The sequence below is a fragment of the Acidobacterium capsulatum ATCC 51196 genome, assembly GCF_000022565.1.
GTDB lineage: Bacteria > Acidobacteriota > Terriglobia > Terriglobales > Acidobacteriaceae > Acidobacterium > Acidobacterium capsulatum.
In genome coordinates, this window is record NC_012483.1 from 2374289 (window position 1) to 2394425 (window position 20137).

Annotated in this window: 15 protein-coding genes; 12 read left to right on the forward strand and 3 right to left on the reverse strand. The window is 64.8% G+C overall.

Features of this window, described 5'->3' with window-relative positions; translation table 11 throughout:
* The first annotated feature begins 238 nt into the window (after positions 1-238).
* The 3 genes from ACP_RS09665 (at position 239) to ACP_RS09675 (ending at position 2941) form a co-directional block, all read left to right on the forward strand.
* Positions 239-952: a CADD family putative folate metabolism protein gene (locus tag ACP_RS09665; RefSeq protein ID WP_015897128.1), complete on the forward strand. Its 714-nt coding sequence runs from the start codon at positions 239-241 to the stop codon at positions 950-952.
* Positions 953-1142: 190 nt separating this feature from the next.
* Complete coding sequence (gene purD, locus ACP_RS09670) at positions 1143-2420, forward strand: phosphoribosylamine--glycine ligase (protein WP_015897129.1); 1278 nt, start codon at positions 1143-1145, stop codon at positions 2418-2420.
* Between the two features lie 20 nt (positions 2421-2440).
* Positions 2441-2941, forward strand: a complete 501-nt coding sequence (locus ACP_RS09675; RefSeq protein ID WP_015897130.1) for a DinB family protein — start codon at positions 2441-2443, stop codon at positions 2939-2941.
* Between the two features lie 149 nt (positions 2942-3090).
* Here ACP_RS09675 and ACP_RS09680 read toward each other — a convergent pair whose 3' ends face one another.
* On the reverse strand, positions 3091-3531 hold the full coding sequence (locus tag ACP_RS09680) for an effector immunity protein Tgi2PP (protein ID WP_015897131.1): 441 nt from the start codon (positions 3529-3531) through the stop codon (positions 3091-3093).
* 71 nt (positions 3532-3602) lie between these two features.
* Here ACP_RS09680 and ACP_RS09685 point away from each other — a divergent pair, with 71 nt between their 5' ends.
* Together ACP_RS09685 and ACP_RS09690 are read left to right on the forward strand one after the other, a co-directional pair.
* Complete coding sequence (locus ACP_RS09685; RefSeq protein ID WP_015897132.1) at positions 3603-4370, forward strand: DUF2461 domain-containing protein; 768 nt, start codon at positions 3603-3605, stop codon at positions 4368-4370.
* 325 nt (positions 4371-4695) lie between these two features.
* Complete coding sequence (locus ACP_RS09690; RefSeq protein WP_015897134.1) at positions 4696-4992, forward strand: HU family DNA-binding protein; 297 nt, start codon at positions 4696-4698, stop codon at positions 4990-4992.
* A 74-nt stretch (positions 4993-5066) separates the two neighbouring features.
* Here the strand turns inward: ACP_RS09690 and ACP_RS09695 are convergent, their stop codons facing one another.
* Both ACP_RS09695 and ACP_RS09700 read right to left on the reverse strand, forming a co-directional pair.
* Positions 5067-5480 carry a hypothetical protein gene (locus ACP_RS09695; RefSeq protein WP_015897136.1) on the reverse strand — a complete coding sequence of 138 codons (414 nt, stop codon included), beginning with the start codon at positions 5478-5480 and terminating at the stop codon, positions 5067-5069.
* A 61-nt stretch (positions 5481-5541) separates the two neighbouring features.
* A complete protein-coding gene (locus ACP_RS09700) occupies positions 5542-7152 on the reverse strand; it encodes an ArnT family glycosyltransferase (protein WP_148215112.1) in 1611 nt (536 codons plus the stop codon).
* Positions 7153-7272: 120 nt separating this feature from the next.
* Here ACP_RS09700 and ACP_RS09705 point away from each other — a divergent pair, with 120 nt between their 5' ends.
* From ACP_RS09705 to ACP_RS09735, 7 genes are all read left to right on the forward strand, one after another.
* Positions 7273-11679 (forward strand): DEAD/DEAH box helicase, encoded by a 4407-nt coding sequence (locus tag ACP_RS09705; protein ID WP_015897139.1) that lies wholly within the window; start codon positions 7273-7275, stop codon positions 11677-11679.
* Positions 11672-11902, forward strand: a complete 231-nt coding sequence (locus tag ACP_RS17745) for a C1orf53 family protein (protein ID WP_083770570.1) — start codon at positions 11672-11674, stop codon at positions 11900-11902. Before ACP_RS09705 ends, ACP_RS17745 begins: the two co-directional genes overlap by 8 nt.
* Positions 11903-12166: 264 nt before the next feature.
* Positions 12167-14086, forward strand: a complete 1920-nt coding sequence (ftsH, locus tag ACP_RS09715; protein ID WP_015897140.1) for an ATP-dependent zinc metalloprotease FtsH — start codon at positions 12167-12169, stop codon at positions 14084-14086.
* Between the two features lie 507 nt (positions 14087-14593).
* On the forward strand, positions 14594-15502 hold the full coding sequence (gene rnc, locus ACP_RS09720; RefSeq protein ID WP_015897141.1) for a ribonuclease III: 909 nt from the start codon (positions 14594-14596) through the stop codon (positions 15500-15502).
* Entirely contained in the window at positions 15499-16275 is a 777-nt protein-coding gene (gene lepB, locus ACP_RS09725) for a signal peptidase I (protein WP_015897142.1), read from the forward strand. The genes rnc and lepB (ACP_RS09725) overlap by 4 nt, the downstream gene beginning before the upstream one ends.
* Before the next feature lie 53 nt (positions 16276-16328).
* Positions 16329-17105, forward strand: a complete 777-nt coding sequence (gene lepB, locus ACP_RS09730) for a signal peptidase I (RefSeq protein WP_015897143.1) — start codon at positions 16329-16331, stop codon at positions 17103-17105.
* 1 nt (position 17106) lies between these two features.
* Positions 17107-19902 (forward strand): AsmA family protein, encoded by a 2796-nt coding sequence (locus ACP_RS09735; protein WP_015897144.1) that lies wholly within the window; start codon positions 17107-17109, stop codon positions 19900-19902.
* Positions 19903-20137 lie beyond the last annotated feature (235 nt).

Below are 20137 nucleotides of genomic sequence, written 5' to 3' on the forward strand. Positions count from 1 at the left end.
TCGGAAGAGAGCGAAAGCTACAGCTTCCGCCCACGGTCGTGACGGCCACGCCGGAAGCGCTTCAAACGGGGATGGGCGCAGAGGCTTTGCATCGATCTGCCAACATTCTAAAACGCCCGGCACATGCCTGCCATCACCGCCCGCGCCAACTTTCATTTCCATCTCTGGCACTTCGGCTCCTCCCACAGCGCCGCTCATAGTAAGCTGACCGCATTCATCCCCTGCGAGGACCCCTGCCATGTCGCCTTCCCAGACTGCTGTCGAGACTTCCACTTCCGCTTCTTTCATCGCTCAGGTCGATGCCCGCGTCGCCGCCCGGCACCTGCTTCAGCACCCCTTTTATCAGGCCTGGTCGCGTGGCGAACTCACCATGGACGCCCTCAAGGACTACGCCGCCCAGTACTACCAGCACGTCGCCGCCTTCCCCACTTATCTCTCGGCGGTGCATGCCCAGACCGAAGATCAGGCCGTCCGCCGTCACCTGCTCCTCAACCTGATGGATGAGGAAGCCGGCTCGCCCAACCATCCCGAGTTGTGGCTTGAGTTTGCCGAGAGCCTCGGCCTCGACGCCGCACAGGTGCGCCAGCAGCCCGCATGGCCCTCCACCCGCGCCCTCATCGACGGCTTCCGCAACTGCTGCTCCGCGCAGGGCACCGCCGCCGGAGTCGCCGCGCTCTACGCCTACGAGAGCCAGATTCCTGCCGTCTCTGAGAAGAAAATCGAAGGCCTGCGCGACTTCTACGGCTTTCACAACGAAGAAGGCTACCGCTACTTCACCGTGCACATCGAGGCCGACAAAGAGCACTCCGCCACCGAACGCGCGCTGCTCGCCGAGCTGGCTGAGCCTGCCAACGAGGCAGCCTGCCTGGGCGCGGTCGACACCGTGCTCGATGGACTCTACGGCCTGCTCACCGAGGTCTGCGACCGTCACGGCATCGCGCACGCCTGCTGACCCGGCCGCAACATCTTCCGCTTCCCCCAAAGGGACCGCCGCACGCGGTCCCTTTTCCGTGGATCACCAGCCACGCACCACTGAAAACTGAAGACTGACCACTGAGAACTGTGTTCCACAAAGTTGGCGTTCCCCGCCGGCTGCGATACGCTCACCAAAAGAACAGGCAAACGCCGAAGGAGTTCCAACCATGAAGGTTCTGGTCATTGGCGCGGGAGGCCGCGAGCACGCACTCTGCTGGGCACTGGCGCAGTCGCCGCGCGTCACCGAGGTGGTGTGCGCCCCCGGCAACGGAGGCATCGCGCAGGTGGCTCGCTGCGTTCCGGCCGATCAGCGTAATCTGGACGAGATGCTGCAGGTCGTCGCCACCGAAGGCCCCGGCCTGGTCGTCGTCGGCCCGGAGCTGCCGCTCTCGCTCGGCCTCGTCGATGAGCTGGAACGCCGCGGCATTCGCGCCTTTGGCCCCACCCAGGCCGCGGCCATGCTTGAGACCAGCAAGGGCTACGCCAAGCGCTTCATGCAGCGCCACCAGATTCCCACGGCGCATTTCGCCGTCTGCACCGCCGAGCAGCAGGCGCTCGACTCGCTCGACCTCTTTCACCTGCCCGTCGTCATCAAGGCCGATGGACTCGCCGCCGGCAAGGGCGTGCTCATCTGCGAATCCAAAGCCGAAGCCAAAGCCGCCATCACAGGACTCTTCAGCGGCAAGCTGCTCGGCACCGTCGAAACCAGCATCGTCGTCGAAGAATTTCTCACGGGCGAAGAAATCTCCTTCCTCGTGCTCTCTGACGGCAAGCACGCCAGCCCGCTCGTGCCCGCGCAGGACCACAAGCGCATCGGCGAGGGCGACACCGGCCTCAACACCGGCGGCATGGGCGTCTACTCCACTGACGAAATGATTGACGAGCAGATGCGCGAGTGGATCATGCACCGCATCGTGCAGCCAACGCTCGACGGCATGGCCGCCGAGGATGCGCCTTTCCGCGGCATGCTCTACTGCGGCCTCATGATGACCGCGCGCGGCCCCATGGTGCTCGAATACAACACCCGCTTCGGTGACCCCGAAACGCAGGCTATTCTGATGCGGCTCGACAGCGATCTGGCCGAAGCGCTCGAAGCCTGCGCCGAAGGCCGCCTCAGCGAAACCGAGCTGCGTTGGAAGCCCGGCGCATCCGCCTGCGTCGTCGCCTCCTCGGCCGGTTACCCGGGCAGCTACAAAACCGGCTTCCCCATCACCGGCCTCAAAGACGCTGCCGCCGTTCCGGGCGTTGAAATCTTCCACGCCGGCACTGCGCTCTCCAACGGCGAAATCGTCACCAGCGGCGGCCGTGTGCTCGGCGTCACCGCCATCGGCAGCGACCTCAGCGAAGCCCTGCGCCAGGCCTACGAGGCGCTCGACCGCATTCACTTCGAGGGCATGTACTTCCGCCGCGACATCGGCCACCGCGCCCTCAAGAAGAAGTCCTGACACACTCCCGCGAGGTCCCCATGCCCCACACTGCCGTTACGCTCGAAGATCTGCTCGCCGATTTTCACGAGACCGCCGCGCGCTGGAAAGCTTTCTTTGAGGCTCATCCGGCCGCGGCGAACGTGCCCACTGACATTGCCCGTTCCACCACGGTGGCCGAGCTGATCTGGCACATCTACGGCGTCGCTTACCGGCATAGCGAGCGGCTGCTCGGCCAGCCAGTCACCGATCTTGACGCCGCAAACCCCGCCAGGAATCTCGTCTCGGCATGGAAGCTCTACGAGGCCGCCTCTGAAAATCTCGCGCGCTTTCTCGCAGAAACCGATGATGCCGCACTGGATCGCGTCTTCAGCTTCTCTACCCGAACCGCGGGCGAGATCAGTGGCAGTTATCGCAAACTCTGCCTCCATGTCTTCGTGCACACCATCCGCCACTGGGCACAGATCGGACCGCTGGTGCGCCAGCATGGCTACCTGCCTGCATTCGGGCAGGACATCTTCTTCAGCCACTCCATTCGCTAGCCAATACTCTACCGGCGCGCTGTCGTATTCCGGGGCTCCATCGCCAGGTCTTCGTCGATGGGGTAGGTACGGACCGCCGCTCGGAACGGTACGGGCCGCAACTCTGAAGGGTACGGGCTTCAGCCCCTGAGGAAAATGCGCGCCAGCCTCTACGCCTTACCCGGCCGCTTCCCAGGCGCATCGCAACCCAGCGTCTTCCGCTCGGCGGCATCGGCCGCGCGGCTGGCCGTGGCATGCCCGGTTAGCCGCTTGCGCAGCGCATCCAGCGCCGCAAAATCATACCGGCGGCACTCCGTCATCTCCCACACGTTCCCACTGCTGCGATTCACCGCATAGCGGGCCAACGTCGTGTCCGGTCCTGGCGTGGTGCTCTCGCGCAGCACCAGAAAGCTCGCAAAGCCCTTCAGGTACGGCGCGCCCGCATCCATCGTGTCCACTTCGATGTGCTCATCGCTCACCGGAATCCCCTCATGCCACGCCACAGTCACCGCCAGTTCGCGCGCCTGAGCCTGCGTCAATGTGCGTGCATGCGCCACCGGAGTCAATCCCAGCCACGCCATGAGCGCAAACCACCCGAAGTACTGCTTCATCCCGTTTCACCCAATCGCGGCGCGGACAAAACCATCTCCTCTCCGCGCGCGGCAACTGTCATAATGATGCGGTGTCCGCTGTTCGCAAGCAAACCACGCCGCCCTCCACCGCGCTCCCTTACTTCCATGAGGAGGCGCTGCGTTTTCTGCGCGGCCTCAAGCGCAACAACCGCCGCGAGTGGTTTGAAGCGCGCCGCGCCATCTTTGAGCGCGAGCTCAAAGCCCCCATGCTCGCCCTCATCGAGTCTGTGACGCAGGGCATGATCGACTACGCGCCAGACCACATGCGCGAGGCCCGCCGCGTCATGCTGCGCTTCTATCGCGACACGCGCTTCTCTGCCGACAAATCGCCCTACAAGCAGCACATCGCCGCCTGGTGGGGCCGTGGCGGCATGCAGAAGACCTCAGGCGCCGGCTACTACCTGCACCTGAGCGGAACCGAACTCATCGTCGCCGCCGGAGTCTACATGCCGGGCAAGGATCAACTGCTCGCCATCCGCCGCTACCTGCTCGATCACTACGAAGAGTTCGGCACACTGCTCGAAGACCGTAAGATGCGCCGCAGCTTTGGCCTGCACGATCCCCTGGCGCTCACGCGCGCGCCCAAAGGCTTTCCCGTCGATCATCCCGCCGCCGAATGGATTCGCTGGCGGCAATGGGGTGTCACCACCGCGCTGCCCGCCGAGGCCGCGCTCACCAGCCAGTTGCCCCGCACTGTACAATCGCACTTCGCGCTGGCCGCGCCGCTGGTCGGCTTTCTCAACCGCGCCATTCTCTCCGCCGCGCCGCCCGGGGCGCGCGCGTCTTCCACAGCGCGGCCACCTCTGGCCCTTTACTGAGGCACTTTTCCCGGAATAGACTGGCCCTCATTCGCGCGAAAAGCGGGCAAAAATCCCGTTCCTCCACTGCCGCCGATGCTCGCAAAAAAGCCGAAAATCAGGCGTTTCATGGTGCAAAACCCCGAAAAACAGACAAAAACAGGAAAAAACCTGTGGAAACCGTGGTTTTGCCATTGACAACGCCTTCTGCAAGCCGCAAGGTAAACGGCGGAAGGTTCTTACAAGCCGCATAAACACTGGCTCTTGTGAGAACGGCACCAAAGGGGCGAGGCGCTCGAACGCACGCCGCCGAACAAGTCCAAAGGACGTCAGGAGGATTTTCCGTATGGCAACTACGATGACCAAGACCGCTCTGGTGCGGCACATGGCCGAGAAGCTCGAACTCACCAACAAGCAGGCTGCTGCCTTCCTGGATCTGCTCGCGGAAACCGCGATCAAGGAAACCAAGAAGAACGGCGTCTTCGTGATCCCCGGCCTCGGCCGTCTGGTCAAGGCGGAGCGCAAGGCCCGCATCGGCCGCAACCCGCAGACCGGCGAACAGATCAAGATCAAGGCCAAGACCGTCGTGAAGTTCCGCGTCGCCAAGTCCGCCAAGGACGTCATCGCGCCCACCAAGAAGTAACCTCTGCCTTCGGGCAAGCAAAAAGGGACCGGCACGCCGGTCCCTTTTGTCATTCCATCTGCCCGCGCTCTGCGCTACCGCTGGGGCTTCTGCATCTGCAGCATCTTTTCGCGTGCGGAAGCGGCTGATTGGCAAACCGAAACCTTCGGCTTCGCGTGCGCGCCTGTTTCCGGATAGCCCTGCGGATACTGGTACATCCTGAGCGTCAGGCAGGCATGCGATGACGCTTCCTGCTTCGCGAGCCCCTGCTCAATCTGCTGCTTCATCGACGGCAGCGCCCGAGTCAGCTCGGCCTTCTCCTTGGCGCTGAGCTGGCTCTGCGCGTCAATGCAGGCTTTCAGATGGCTTGGATCCTTGCATGTCACCGACGCGTGCTGCGCCGGTATTTGAAGAGTGAAAGAGTCTGCCGGCTCCGCCAGGCAGGGCAAAGCCATCAGGGTCAAAGCAACCGCGCTCGTGCATGCGGAGCGATACAGCGAAAAGCGCATACGCACCTCCATGTGTCTATCACGATGACTGCCCTCGCACCGCCTGTCAATCCACCCCGTCTCAGTACCAGAACCGCACCTTCGGCCAGATTTGCTGGAGTCCCCCGTGCAGCCCCTTGCAGATCAGCACGGGCCCGCGCTCATACGGCTCGACCCACGGGTTCTTATCCCGCGCATACACCCTGACCGAATCAAACTCCTTCGCATCCGTCGCATAGCTGTCGCCAAAAATAATCATCACCGCGCCCGTATGCCCGCGCGGCCCCCAGAAGAAATAGTTCTGGTGCCCGCTGATCGCCACCGGCACATCGGGCCGGTACACATTCACCGCGCTCGCATCGCCATAGTTCACCGTATAGATCGCAGCCTGCGCGCGCTCCTCCGGCGGCAGTGACCAGTAAGCATCGGCCAGCAGATTCGCCTTGTGCTTCCAATCCAGCATGTCGGCAAACATCTGCGGCAGCGCGGCTGTGGTTCCGTTCTCCATTTTGGGCGGCTTGATATGCAGCCGCGCCATGTAGGCCAGCTCCTGCGCCGGCGGCATCACCGGCCACATGACCGGCAGCACTACCGCCGTGCCCACCACATGCAGCGCCACATACGCCGGAACCGCTCCGCGCCGCAGCCACGCGCGATGCAGCCATCCATCCCACGCCGCCGCGCCCGCCGCAAAATAAAGCGGATAAATCGCCGCCAGATAATAATCCTTCGCGTGCAGCGCCATCATCAGCGGCAGGTACAGCACATACAGAATGCCCAGATACCGGTACGCCTTCGCCCTGCGGCCAAACAGCAGCCATCCGATGCCGGCCATCCATACCGGAGCCATCAGCACGCCCTGCACATAAATCTGCCTCCACACAAAATGTAACGGAGGCAGTTGCACATTCTTGCCATCTACCTGGTCGTTGTGCAGCAGGGTCAGCGTGGCCCAGTGATGATGCACCTCCCACAGCAGATTCGGCGCGGCAATCAGAACGATCAACGCAAATCCCACCGCAAACCACTTGCTCGCAAGCACCTTGCGCTGCGGACTCGCGATCAGCGCCAGCAGCAGGCACGCCAGAAAGAAAAACTCGTTCCACTTGTTCTCAAGCCCCAGCCCGGCCGTCACGCCCATCACGATCCACCAGCGCGCCACCAGCGGTCCGCTGCGAATGCCCTGCTCCGCCAGGCTCGTCAGCTCCACCATCGCGTAGACCACCAGCATCCAGCCAAAGGGCTCCAGCACGCTGGTTGAGATCGTGAAGTTGGCCAGCGACATCGGCGCAATAAAAATTCCGATCATCGCCAGCGCCTGCGCCCAGCGCGCGCCGCCCAGCCGCCACGCGAGCAGCCCGGTCATCATCACCTCAAGCCCGCCCGCGACTGACGTAAAAAGCCGCAGCAGCGCCAGCGAATGAACCCCAAACACCAGCTCCGTCATGCGCGTCAACAGCGGCACCATCGGTGGCTGATCCACATAGCCCCACGCCAGGTTGCGGCCGCACACAATGAAGTACAGCTCATCACGAAAAATGCCATACCCGGCATGCTGCATCAGCACATTGCCCAGCACCTGCACGGCAATCTTCAACAGGCCAAAGGCAAGCGCGAGATACAGCGCGGCGCGAAAGGAGTTCGACCCCGCTTGCGGGCGCTCCATCGTGAAAACATTCGTGGTTTCTGGCACGCGGCAGGCTCCTGCTTTCTGTCTCAGTGGTTCACTTCACCATACGCAGCGGCTTTCACGCCGGTTCCTCTCTTTGCACGCAGGCGAACAAACGACGAATTTCCGCGCTAGAATAACCCCATGCCTGCCCCGCCCATCGCCGCATCCCTCGCGTGGGCGCACCCCGTCGTCCAGGAGTGGTTCACCTCCCGCTTCGGCACGCCCACTGAGCCGCAGCAGCAGGGCTGGCCGCACATTCTCGCCGAAACGCCCACGCTCATCTCCGCGCCCACCGGCTCCGGCAAAACGCTCGCCGCATTCCTCATCTGCATCGACCGGCTGCTGCGCAAAGCCATCGAGGGCCGCCTCGGCTTCGGCACTGAAGTCGTCTATGTCTCGCCGCTCAAGGCGCTCTCCAACGACGTGCAGAAAAATCTCGAAGCCCCGCTGCACGAAATTCAGCAGCTCGCCCTGGCCCGCGGCTATCTCTGCCCGCCCATTCGCGCCGCCGTGCGCACCGGCGACACCTCTCCGGCCGAGCGCCGCGCCAGGCTCAAGCACCCGCCGCATATTCTCGTCACCACGCCCGAGTCGCTCTACATTCTGCTCACCTCTGAGAAGAGCCGCGAGCATCTGCGCCGCGTCCACACCGTCATCGTCGATGAAATCCACGCCATGGCCGACGACAAGCGCGGCGCACATCTCACGCTCACACTCGAACGCCTCGACGCGCTCGTCACGGCGGAGAACACGCTCACCCCTGCCGCCAGCCTGCTCACCCATCCCGCGCCTCTGCGCATCGGCCTCTCGGCCACGCAAAACCCCATTGAGCTGGTCGCCGAATTCCTCGGCGGCGCGCGTGGCAACGAGGTAAAAATCGTCCAGTGCGGCCAGCGCCGCGACCTTGACGTCGCCATCGAAGTGCCCACCGTCCCGCTCGGCGCCGTCGCCACCAACGCCCTCTGGGAGAGCGTCTACGACCGTATCGCCGAGCTGGTCCGCGAGCATCGCTCCACGCTGGTTTTTGTGAACACGCGCCGCATGGTCGAGCGCATCGCCTTTCAACTCGGTGAGCGTCTCGGCGCGGAAAACGTCGCCGCCCACCATGGCAGCCTCTCGCGCAAGCTGCGCCTCGAGGCGGAGCGCCGCCTCAAGGCCGGCGACATTCGCGTGCTCGTCGCCACGGCATCACTCGAGCTCGGCATCGACATCGGCGCGGTCGATCTCGTCTGTCAGATCAACTCCACGCGCGCCATCGCCGTCGCCATGCAGCGTGTCGGCCGCGCAGGTCACTGGCGCGGAGCCACCCCCAAAGGCCGCTTCTTCGTCACCACCCGCGACGATCTCGTCGAGTCCGCCGCGCTGCTGCGTGCCATGCGCTCCGGCGTGCTCGACCGTCTTGAAATTCCGCCGCGCCCCTTCGACGTGCTCATGCAGCAGATCGTCGCCGCCTGCGCCGCCGAGCCGTGGGACGAGCGCGCCCTCTACAACATCCTGCGCCGCGCCCATCCTTACCGCGATCTGCCCTGGCAGGAATTCGATCAGGCCCTCTGCCTGCTCACCGAGGGCATCGAGTCCAGCCGCGGCCGTTACGGAGCCTACCTGCTCCGCGACCGCATCCACAGCCGCGTGCAGGCCCGGCGCGGCGCGCGCATCACCGCCGTCACCAACGGCGGAACCATCCCCGACACCGCGCTCTTCCCCGTCATCGCGCAGCCTGAGGGCGTGCAGATCGCCACCCTCGACGAACACTTCGCCGTCGACTCATCGCCCGGCGATGTCATCCAGCTCGGCAACACCAGTTGGCGCATCCAGCGCGTCGAGTCCGCCGGCCGCGTGCTGGTCGAAGACGCCCAGGGCCAGCCGCCCACGCTGCCCTTCTGGACCGGCGAGGCCCCGCAGCGCACCGCCGAGCTGTCCGAATTCGTCTCCAGCCTGCGCACTGAAATCGACTGCCGCACGCGCGGCGCGCAGCCCGGCTATCTTTCGCTCGCCGTGCCCGAGATTGCCGAGGCCGCCGCATGGCTCCAGCAGGAGTGCTGCGTCTGCGAGAGCGGCGCAAAACAGTTACTGCAGTACATCATCGAGGGCCGCGCCGGTCTTGGCGCTGTGCCATCTGTAACCACCATTGTTGCAGAACGCTTTTTTGATGAGGGCGGCGGCATGCAGCTCATCCTGCATGCGCCCTTCGGTGGCCGCATCAACAAGGCGTGGGGCCTCGCACTGCGCAAGCGCTTCTGCCGCGGCTTCAACTTCGAGCTGCAGGCCGCCGCCACTGACAACGGCATCAACATCTCGCTCGCCGAGCAGCACAGCTTCCCCCTGAGCGACGTCTTCCAGTTCCTCACCACCCACACCGTGCGCGAACTGCTCGAACAGGCCTCGCTCGCTTCGCCCATCTTCAAAAACCGCTGGAAGTGGGCCGCCGGACGCAGTTTGCAACTGTTACGGTTTCAAAAAGGTAAAAAAGTCGCCCCTCAGGTGCAGCGCACGCGCGGCGAAGACCTCTTGGCCAGCGTCTTCCCTCAGGCCGCAGCCTGCTTTGAAAACATCGAGGGCGACATCCAGATTCCCGACCACCCTCTCGTCGCCGAGGTCATGAAAGACGTGCTGCGCGAGGCCATGGATCTCGAAGGGCTCACCGCCGTTCTCGAAGGCATTCACTCCGGACGCATCCAGTGCCTCGCCGTCGATACCACCACTCCCTCGGCCTTCGCACACGAGCTGCTCCACGCCAACCCCTACGCCTTTCTCGATGAAGCCGGCCTCGAAGAGCGCCGCGCTCGCGCCATCCAACTGCGCGGCGCGCCACCCGCCGGAGCAGGACGCATCTCGCCCGAGTCCATCGACGAAATTCGCGCCACACTCTGGCCCGACATTCGCGACGAGCATGAGCTGCATGACCTGCTCTGCTCTCTCGTCCTCGTTCCTGCCTCTCTGGCCCACGATGCCCGCACCGCGCACTGGGGCCTATGGTTCGCCCATCTCGAAAGCACGCACCGCGCTGTCATCGCAACTTGCAACTCACACAGTTACTTTTGCGCCGCCGAGCGCATCGCATGGCTCGAACGCCTCTGGCCGCAGGCCACCTTCACCCAATCGGTGCCCGCACTCCCTCACGCCGCGCCGCCTGAGCATCCCGAAGAAATCCTCCGCAAAGCCATCCAGGGCTGGATGCAGATTCTCGGCCCCGCCACCGCGCGCACCCTCGGCGAACGCCTCGGCATTGCCCCCCACGAAGTCTGGAAGCAGTTCCTCGTGCTCGAAACCACCGGCACCATGCTGCGCGGCGTCTTCGAGCAGCTAGCCCCTGAAGACGACCTCGACATCGAGTGGTGCGAGCGCCGCATCCTCCAGCGCATTCACAAGGCGACCATCGGCCGGCTGCGCAAGCAGGTTGAGCCCGTGCCCCCGGCGACGTATCTGCGCTTCCTGCTCGACTGGCAGCACATCGCGCCCCAGCGCCAGCTCACCGGCGAAGACGGCCTTCTCGAAGCCTTGCGCGGTCTGCAGGGCTACGAAGCGCCGGCCATCGAGTGGGAGCGCCACCTGCTGCCCCAGCGCGTCGCCAACTACGACCCGCGCTGGCTCGACGCCCTCTGCCTCACCGGCGTCGTCGGCTGGGGGCGCATCTCGCCGCACCCGGCCTTCCAATCCCCCGACAGTGGAGGCCCACGCCGCGTCGTCCCCACCAGCATGGCGCCCATCACCTTCTTCCTCCGCGAAGAGGCCCACTGGATGGACCGCTGCCTCGCCGCCCGTCAGATTCCCGAGGCGCACCTCGCCGCCTGTCTCAGCGAGCTCGCCAACCGTGTCCGCTCCTGCCTCGCCGAGCGCGGAGCCATGTTCTCCGCCGACCTCGCGCGCCTGCTCGCCGCGCCCCCCGGCGAAATCTCTCATGCCCTCTGGGAACTCGTCGCCGCGGGCCTCGTCACCGCCGATGGTTTCGACGCCCTCCGCCAGATCCTCCATCCCCATGCAAAGTCCAGCACCAAAGCCAGCCCCAGAACCGGCCTGCGTCGCAACGCCGCCGGTCGCTGGAGCCTCCTCGCCGGCGACTCCTCAGCCAGCGATGCCAGCTACCCCGCCCAGCGGCTCGATCAGCAGATCGAGTCCGCCTGCCTCATGCTCCTCGACCGCTACGGCATCGTCTTCCGCGACCTCGCCCTCGAGGAGACAACTCTGCCCCGCTGGCGCGATCTCCACGCCATGTTCCGCCGCCTTGAGGATCGCGGCCTCGTCCGCGGCGGACGCTTCGTCTCCGGCTTCACCGGCGAGCAGTTCGCCCTGCCGCAGGCCATGAAAGCCCTCCGCGCCTGCCGCCAGCGCCCGCTGGCCACGATGCCGCCGGTCACCGTCGCCGCCGCTGATCCTGTGAATCTCATCGGCACCGTCCTGCCCGGCGAGCGCACCGCCGCCATTCCCGGCCGTACCGTCACATTTCCGGCCGCCGCACTTTCACCAGACCCAACTCCGCCGGAATCCCCGCTTCCCGCATCCCTGCTGCCTCCTCCAGAATCGAAGCAGCAAGGAGGACTGCATGCCTGACCCGCCGGCCCAACCCGAGCCGCCCCCCGAGCGCCCCGTCGAGGGCCGCGATTACTACATGGATGGCCCCTGGCTGGTCTTCACCCGGGAGTATCACCTGCGCCGCGGCTACTGCTGCCAGTCCGGCTGCCGCCACTGTCCATGGGGATACCGCAAACCCTCGCCCGCCAGCGACATCCGGCACAATTCCGCTACCCCTCCCGTCCCGGATTCGTCCCGGTAGCCGCACCCTGGGTACCTCGCGGCATCCCCCGCTCTCACAAACCCGCCTGTTCGCCATGCATAAAAACCGCCTGGGAGTAAAATGAAAATGGCGCACCGTCGCTTCAAGAGGGGCCGGAGTTTTTCATTTTCACCACACGGCGCTGATGCATCTCCCCACTCTGTGACGTCTAATACGGTGAAGGCTAGGAATTCCCGAAGGTGGCTGATGGCCGCCCGAGGCGTCCCCATCCTTTTCCGGAGTGCGTAAGAAGAGAGGAACTACGTGAACTCAACCGTCAAAACCATTGTTTTCTGGGTCTTCATCCTGGCGTGCTGCATCCTGCTCTGGCAGGTCTTTCAACGCAGCAGCAACACAGGGAAAGAACAGGAGATCTCGTTCTCGCAGTTCCTGAACGATGCCCAGCAGGGGCAGATCCACGACGTCACCGTCGTGGGCGGCGAAGTCCACGGACATTTCCGCTCGGCAAACGCTGCCTTCCACGTCGAGGTGCCCACCAACTATCCGCAGCTTTACGACATCCTCAACAAGAACCACGTCGCCGTCACCGTCAAGGACAATTCCGGCAGCCCGTGGTGGTCGATTCTCATTCAGTTCTCACCCGTGCTGGTGCTCGTGGCGCTCTGGTTCTTCATGATCCGGCAGATGCAGAGCGGCGGCAACAAGGCGCTCTCCTTCGGCAAGAGCCGCGCGCGCCTGCTCTCCATGCAGCAGAAAAAAGTCACTTTCAAAGATGTGGCCGGCGTCGATGAGGCGAAGGAAGAGCTGAAGGAAATCATCGAATTCCTGCGCGAGGCGCAGAAGTTCCAGAAGCTCGGCGGTCGCATCCCCAAGGGTGTGCTGCTCGTCGGCCCTCCAGGCACCGGCAAGACGCTGCTCGCCCGCGCCGTGGCCGGCGAGGCCAACGTGCCTTTCTTCTCCATCTCCGGCTCTGATTTCGTCGAGATGTTTGTCGGTGTCGGCGCAAGCCGCGTCCGCGACCTCTTCGAGCAGGGCAAAAAGAACGCTCCCTGCATCATCTTCATTGATGAAATCGACGCTGTCGGCCGCCATCGCGGCGCCGGCCTCGGCGGCGGCCACGACGAGCGCGAGCAGACCCTCAACCAGTTGCTCGTCGAGATGGACGGCTTTGAGGCCAACGACGGAGTCATCCTCGTCGCCGCCACCAACCGCCCCGACGTGCTCGATCCGGCTCTGCTGCGCCCCGGCCGCTTTGACCGCCGCGTCGTCGTGGGCCGTCCTGATGTGCGCGGCCGCGAAGAAGTGCTTCGCGTGCACGCCAAGAAGGTGCCCCTTGCTGAGGATGTCGATCTCCGCGTTCTGGCTCGCGGCACACCGGGCTTCTCAGGCGCTGACCTCGCCAATATGGTGAACGAGGGCGCGCTCAGCGCCGCCCGCGCCAACCGCAAGGTTGTCACCATGCAGGACTTCGAATCCGCCAAGGACAAGGTCCTCATGGGTGCCGAGCGCAAGTCCATGCTGCTCACCGATGAAGAGAAGCGCGTCACGGCCTATCACGAGTCCGGGCACGCCATCGTCGCCGCCATGCGCAAGCATGCTGACCCGCTCCACAAGGTCACCATCATTCCGCGCGGCATGGCCCTCGGCGTCACCATGCAGTTGCCCGAGGAAGACAAGCACACCGTCACCAAGGACTATCTCGAAACGCAGCTCGCCATCCTCATGGGCGGCCGCATCGCCGAAGAGATCTTCCTGCACCAGATGACCACCGGCGCCGGCAACGACATCGAGCGCGCCACTGAAATGGCCCGCAAGATGGTCTGCGAATACGGCATGAGCCGCCTCGGCCCGCTCACCTACGGCAAAAAGGAAGAGCAGATCTTCCTCGGCCGTGAAATCGCACAGCACCGCGACTTCTCAGAGGAGACGGCCCGGCAGATCGACGCCGAAGTTCGCAGCCTGGTCGATGAGGCCTACCGCGCCTCCTACCAGTTGCTCAACGACAACCAGCCCATCATGCACAAAATGGCCGCCGCTCTGCTCGAGCGCGAAACCATCGATGCCAATGACATTCGCATGATCATCGAGGGCAAAGACCTGCCGCCGCTCAAGCCTTCCGGAGGCTCTGGCACCGCCACCACAGATGACGTGCAGCAGGTGCTCAAGCCCAGTTCAGACCGTGGCGCCGGCGGCCTGCCCGAGGGCAGCCCATCGCCCGCCTGATCTGGAAGCCAATCCGGCAATCAGTTCACCCTCAAGGGCAGCCTTCCGGCTGCCCTTTTTCTATTCAGAGAACCTTTCCGGTCGGAGGCCCGTATCAGGGCACGGCTTCAGCCGTGCCGCAAAGCAGCAGAGAAAATCCGGGCTTCAGCCCCTGCGCCCGTCCCCCCACGAACTCACCGCCTCCGGATGCGTCATTCTGAGCGAACCGGGGCCCCCGGCGGGCGCAGCACGCTGGGGTGGTGAAGCGAAGAATCCCGGCCATCTGTCGCACGCAGATGCCGCATCAGGTTTCTCCCACCATCCCCCCCTTACCAGAAGAGACGCAAACATCCTCCGCCCTGAAGGGTACGGGCTTCAGCCCGTACATCCCATACCCCCTCAGAAAGGGGCTTCAGCCCCCGAGGGAAAAGCAGCCTCCAAAGCCCCATTTCCCTTTCCGGCAACAATCCGGCCTTGGTGCTCCTCCCCCGATTGCACTAGATTGAAGGCAGAGCAGGGACGCGCCGCGTGAACAAATCCGAAGCCCAAAAAGAAGCACGCAAACAAGCCGCGCAGGATGCCGAACTCGAAGCCGCGCTCGGCTACACCTTTCAGGACAAAGGCCTGCTCGCGCGCGCCCTGACCCACAGCTCGCTCGCTTACGAGCAAACAGCCCAAACTGCAACGCCGGCTGCCGCCAGAGCCACCGGCAAATCCTCCGAGGCCCGCACCCGCCGCTCGCCCCTTGAAGACAACGAGCAGCTTGAATTCCTCGGCGACGCCGTACTGGGCCTCATCGTGGCCGAAGCCCTCTACCGCGCTCATCCCGAAATGTCCGAGGGCCAGCTCACCCGCCTGCGCTCGGCACTCGTCAGCCGCAAGCACATGGGCCAGGTCGCCCACCGCCTGCATCTGGGCACTTATCTGCGCATGGGCCGTGGCGAAGAGCGCAGCGGAGGCCGCAAAAAGCCCGCCCTGCTCGCCAACGCCGCCGAAGCGCTCATCGCCGCCGTCTATCTTGACGCCGCCGGCATCACTGGCCCCTGCGAAACCGCTCTGACCGCGGCCCGCGCCATCATCGAGCGCCACGTCATCGAGCCTTCGCTGCCCTCGCTGCTTCAGGAGGCCTCACGCGGCACCAGCATCGGCGACCACAAATCCGCGCTGCAGGAGTTTCTCCAGTCCGAGCACCGGGGCCAGCCCGAATACGTGGTCACCGGCCAGAGCGGCCCCGATCATCACAAGCGCTTCCTCGTCGAGGTTCGCCTGCCCGGCAAGGCCGGAGCCCCCGGCACAGCCCTCGCACGCGGCATCGGCGGCACCAAGAAGCACGCCGAGCAGGAAGCGGCACGCCGCGCGCTCCGCAAGCTCCAGGCCGCCCCGCGTCCCACACGTAAAGCAGAGAAAGCCCCCCGAGAGCCGCAGGAGCCTGCTTGACGCCTCCGCCTGCTGCTTCCCGGCCACAACCCGCCACGCCTCCCTTGCACTACGGGCCACTGCACGCCACCGCCTCCACGCTTCGCCTGCTGGTGGCCATTGTCTTCGTCTTTACCTTCCTCGTGCAGCCATTTCGCATCCCCTCCGCGTCCATGGAGCCAACGCTGCTCGTCGGCGACTTTCTCCTCGTCAACAAAGTGGTCTTTGCGCCGCCAACCCGCTGGGCCTCCGCGCTGCTGCCCTATCGCAATCCCCGCGACGGCGACATCATCGTCTTCCACTTTCCTGAGAATCCACCCGAGCACGTCATCAAGCGCATCCTCGGCCGCCCCGGCGACCGCATCCACCTGCGCAACGGCCGTGTCTACCGCAACGGCAAGCTCCTCGTGGAGCCTTACGCCCTCTACCTGCCCGCTTATCCCGACCGTTTCCGCGATGATTTCCCCGCCGTCGCCTACAACTATCCCGGCCCGGACTATCACGGCTGGCTCAGCATGCAGCAGGACGTCCGCCGCGGCAATCTCTACGTCCCGCCCGGCGACTACTTCGTCATGGGCGACGACCGCAATGACAGCCGCGACAGCCGCTACTGGGGCTTTGTTCCGCGCCGCAACATCGTCGGCCCGCCCGTCTTCATCTACTTCTCCCTGCGCGAGCCCTCCGGCGTCCCGGCTCCGGCGCTCCCCAGTGATAAACTCGGACAGAAAAGCGGTTTCTGGAGCCGTCTTTTCAATTTCGCACGCTGGGATCGCATCTTCCGCCCCGTCCACTGAAAGCCGTGCCGGCAAAAACGGAAGCTCTTCCGATCCTCCGCGACCTGAGGCTTATGGAACCGACTGTTGACCCGAAGGCGGCACAAAAGCCGCGCACCGAAGAGACGCCCCTCGAAGCCTTCTCCTCTATCTGCAGCGTGCTGGTCATCGGACTCTTTGTCCTCACCTTCATCTTCCAGAACTTCGTCATTCCCTCCGGCTCCATGGAGAAGACGCTGCTCATCGGCGACCACGTTCTCGTCGATCGCGTCACCCTCGCCCCGCCCACCCGCTGGGCCGAGTGGCTGCTGCCCTACGGCCATGTGAAGCACGGCGACATCATCGTCTTTTACAAGCCAGGCGAGCCAAATATGTTCCTCGTCAAGCGCGTCATCGGCATGCCCGGCGACCGCATCCACCTCGTCAACGGACAGGTCTATCGCAATGGCGTCGCGCTCCATGAGCCCTTCGCGCAAAAGCGCGCCCCGGGCGACTTCAACTCCTATCGCGATGATTTTCCCGCCGTCTCACCTCAGACAGACCCCGACGTCACCGCCGAGTGGGCCGTCTCGCTGCCCAACCATATTCAGAATGGCAATCTCGTCGTGCCCCCGGGCAAGTACTTTGCCATGGGCGACAATCGCCCCCTCAGCCTTGACAGCCGCTACTGGGGCTTTGTTCCGCGCCGCAACATCGTCGGCCGCCCGCTCTTCGTCTACTGGTCCTTCAAAATGCCTGCCGATCAGGAAGACAAGACCACCTTTGGCGACCACGTAGCCTACTTCTTCCACGAGACCCTGCACTTCTTCACGCAGACCCGCTGGAACCGCACCTTCCACATGGTGAACTAGCATGAACGGCACCACACCCCAGCGACAAAGCCCCGTCGCCGGGGACCCCGGCGCTCCGCAGCGCCCGCGCCGGCGCCGGCGCAAGCTGCGCATCGCGCTGGCCCTGCTGGTCCTCGTTCTGCTGGCCCTGCTCGTGCCGCCCTACATCGGCCTCAATCACTACCGGCGGCAGATGGTCGCCAGCGTCTCGGCCAGCCTGGGCCGCACCGTGCACATCCAGTCCATGCACCTGCGCCTGCTGCCCACGCCCGGCATCGTCATGGAAAACTTCGTCGTCGACGAAGATCCGGCCTTCGGCAACGAGCCCGCGCTCACCGCGCCCACCGTCGTTGCCACCCTGCGCGTCAGCTCCCTCTGGCGGCGGCACATTGAGGTCAGCAGCATCAGCATGGATACGCCCAGCGTCAACCTGGTGCGCAATCCCAATGGCAACTGGAGCTTCGGCTCCATCCTGCTCCAGGCCGCCCGCTCCACCAACGCGCCCACCACCCAACGCTACGCCGGCGGCGCGCCCCGCTTTCCTTACATTGAGATGAGCGGCGCGCGCATCAACTTCAAGCAGGGCCTCTACAAGCTGCCCTTTTCGCTCTTTGACGCTGACCTTGCCCTCTGGCAGCAGTCAGCCAACCGCTGGCGTCTGCGCATACACGCCCAGCCCGTACGCACCGATCTCGACCTAGATCTCGCCGACACCGGCACTCTGCGCATCGACGGCTGGCTCGGTCGCACCACCAATCTGCACTCCCTGCCCGTACACCTCGACGGCTCCTGGCAGGATGCCCAGCTCGGCCAGGCCACCCGCCTGCTCTTCGGTGCCGATGAAGGCTGGCGCGGCCAGCTTCACCTCAGCGGAAGCCTGCGCGGCACTCTGAGCGACTTGCAGGCCCGCTGGCAGATTCACCTCGACAACCCGCACCGCATCGAGTTCACGCCCGACTCCTCGCCCTCGCTCGACGCCAACTGCCAGGCCACCTATCACAGCCTGCGCCACTCCCTCGACGGCCTGCTCTGCCTGCTGCCCACCGCGCCCGGCCACCTGCTGCTCACCGGAGCCATTCCCGATCTGCTGCACCCCGGCCCGTCGCTGCAACTGGAGGTCAATCACCTGCCCGCCTCCTTCGTCGCGCAGCTCATCGGCATGGTCCGCCAGCGCGCCGGCTCCATCTCGGCCGGCGGTGTGCTCAACGGCGAATTCACCTACGGCCCGCAGCCCGCGAACTCTCTCACCGGCAACGGACAAGCCGGCACAGCCACGAAGCCGCATACCGCTCCCGCTCCCGCAGCCTCAACATCCAGTGCAGACAACCACTGGTCCGGCCAGGCCGAGGGCAGCAACCTCACCCTCCAGATCAACGGCATCGCGCAGCCCGTGGCCATCCCGCACCTGCTGCTCACGGCAGGCGACGCCTCCGCCGCGCCGCCCCAAAACCCGCACCGCCATCGCCGGAATCGCCGCCGCCGCGCCACCCATCCTGCCGCCCCCGGCTCTTCGGCCAATCTCTTTGCGCTGACGCTGGCGCCCGCGGCCATTCCCTTCGGCGGCGCAACCCCGCTCAACGTCTCCGGCCGCTTCGACGCCTCCGGCTTCCAGCTCAATGCCAATGGAGAAGCCAGCCTCTCAAATCTGGTCGCTCTGCATCGCCAGCTCGGCACTGTTCCTGACGCGCTCCACCGGATCGGCGTCACCGGCACCGCCGATCTCGATCTCGCCATCCAGGGCCCCTGGGTCGCGCCCATTCTCGACTCCGGCAATGGACAAGCCATCTCCACCACCGGCACGCTGTCCCTCTCCCATGCCGTCTTTCATCCCGGCTATCTCACCGAGGCCGCCAGCATCGCCAGCGCAGACGTCCACCTGAGTTCCGGCGAAATCACCTGGAGCAATGTCGCCTTCTCCCTCGGCGCGCTCACCGGCCATCTCTCCGCCGCCTATCCCGTTGAGTGTCCGGCGAGCACGCCCTGCCTCTCGCAGTTCACCCTCGAGCTGCCCAAAGCCGCCGTGCCCCAGTTGCTCGCCGCCTTCACTGGCGCGGACGCGCACGGCGTCCTCTGGGCTGACCTGCTCGCCCATCTCGATCAGGGCCATCGCAACTGGCCGCACGCCACCGGAGCCGTTCACATTGGCACCCTCACCGCCGGACCACTCACCCTGCACGACGCACTCGCAAATGTATCTGTAAAAGGTACAAATCTGCGCATCCTCTCCCTCGACGCCTCCGCGCTCGGCGGCGATCTGCACGCTCAGGGTTCCATTGACGCAAGCGGAGACGCCCCGGCATGGAAGCTCGCCCTCAACACCCGGAACATCTCCGTTCCACAGCTCGCCTCACTCTTCCATGAAAAGTGGGGCACCGGTCACGGCAACCTGCAGGCCAGCTTCACCGCCCAGGGATGGGACGCCTCCAGCCTCGCCAGCTCCGCCACCGGCCAGTTCGCCTGGACATGGAAGGATGGCGGCCTCAACACACCCGGCCCGCTCGGCAAATTCAGCCGCTGGAGCGTGCAAGGCACGCTCGCCAACAGCACGCTCACGCTCACCGCGGGCACGCTGCAAACCACCCCCGGCGCGACGCCGCTCCCCGTCACCGGCACCATCGACTTTGCGCGCAATCTTCACCTGACGCTCGGCAGCGCCACCACGCCGGCGTCGCAAACCGCCCCGGCAAAAATCGCTACAGAGCCATCCGCCTCGCCCGCCGCCGCGAAGACCGCCGGCCCCATCACCGTCACCGGAACTCTCGCCCACCCCAAAACGCCGCCAGTCTCGGCACCGGCAAAAAGCACAGCCGCTCACTGAAGCATTTTCACTGAAGGTGTATCGGAGAAAGACGGGCTCAACGTGGACGTTCGATCAAAGACCGGCCACTCCGGATCCATGCAAAACACTCCACAGTATCAGTGAAAATGCTTTAAAGCCCGCCCGCGCGTGTGCCCACCGCAGCAAGACTCTGAATGAAATCAATTGGTAATGAAATGAATTTGCTTGGAGCATCTTCGCGGTAGACTCACGCCTTTGTTACCCCAACCGAGCC

Excerpts from the sequence above, each read along its gene's own strand:
- ACP_RS17745 (WP_083770570.1), top strand. The coding sequence starts at position 11,672 with ATGCCTGACCCGCCGGCCCAACCCGAGCCGCCCCCCGAGCGCCCCGTC.
- ACP_RS09680 (WP_015897131.1), bottom strand. The coding sequence starts at position 3,531 with ATGAAGCAGTACTTCGGGTGGTTTGCGCTCATGGCGTGGCTGGGATTG.
- ACP_RS09735 (WP_015897144.1), top strand. The coding sequence starts at position 17,107 with ATGAACGGCACCACACCCCAGCGACAAAGCCCCGTCGCCGGGGACCCC.
- lepB (WP_015897143.1), top strand. The coding sequence starts at position 16,329 with ATGGAACCGACTGTTGACCCGAAGGCGGCACAAAAGCCGCGCACCGAA.
- ACP_RS09705 (WP_015897139.1), top strand. The coding sequence starts at position 7,273 with ATGCCTGCCCCGCCCATCGCCGCATCCCTCGCGTGGGCGCACCCCGTC.
- ACP_RS09665 (WP_015897128.1), top strand. The coding sequence starts at position 239 with ATGTCGCCTTCCCAGACTGCTGTCGAGACTTCCACTTCCGCTTCTTTC.
- ACP_RS09695 (WP_015897136.1), bottom strand. The coding sequence starts at position 5,480 with ATGCGCTTTTCGCTGTATCGCTCCGCATGCACGAGCGCGGTTGCTTTG.
- ACP_RS09675 (WP_015897130.1), top strand. The coding sequence starts at position 2,441 with ATGCCCCACACTGCCGTTACGCTCGAAGATCTGCTCGCCGATTTTCAC.
- purD (WP_015897129.1), top strand. The coding sequence starts at position 1,143 with ATGAAGGTTCTGGTCATTGGCGCGGGAGGCCGCGAGCACGCACTCTGC.
- ACP_RS09690 (WP_015897134.1), top strand. The coding sequence starts at position 4,696 with ATGGCAACTACGATGACCAAGACCGCTCTGGTGCGGCACATGGCCGAG.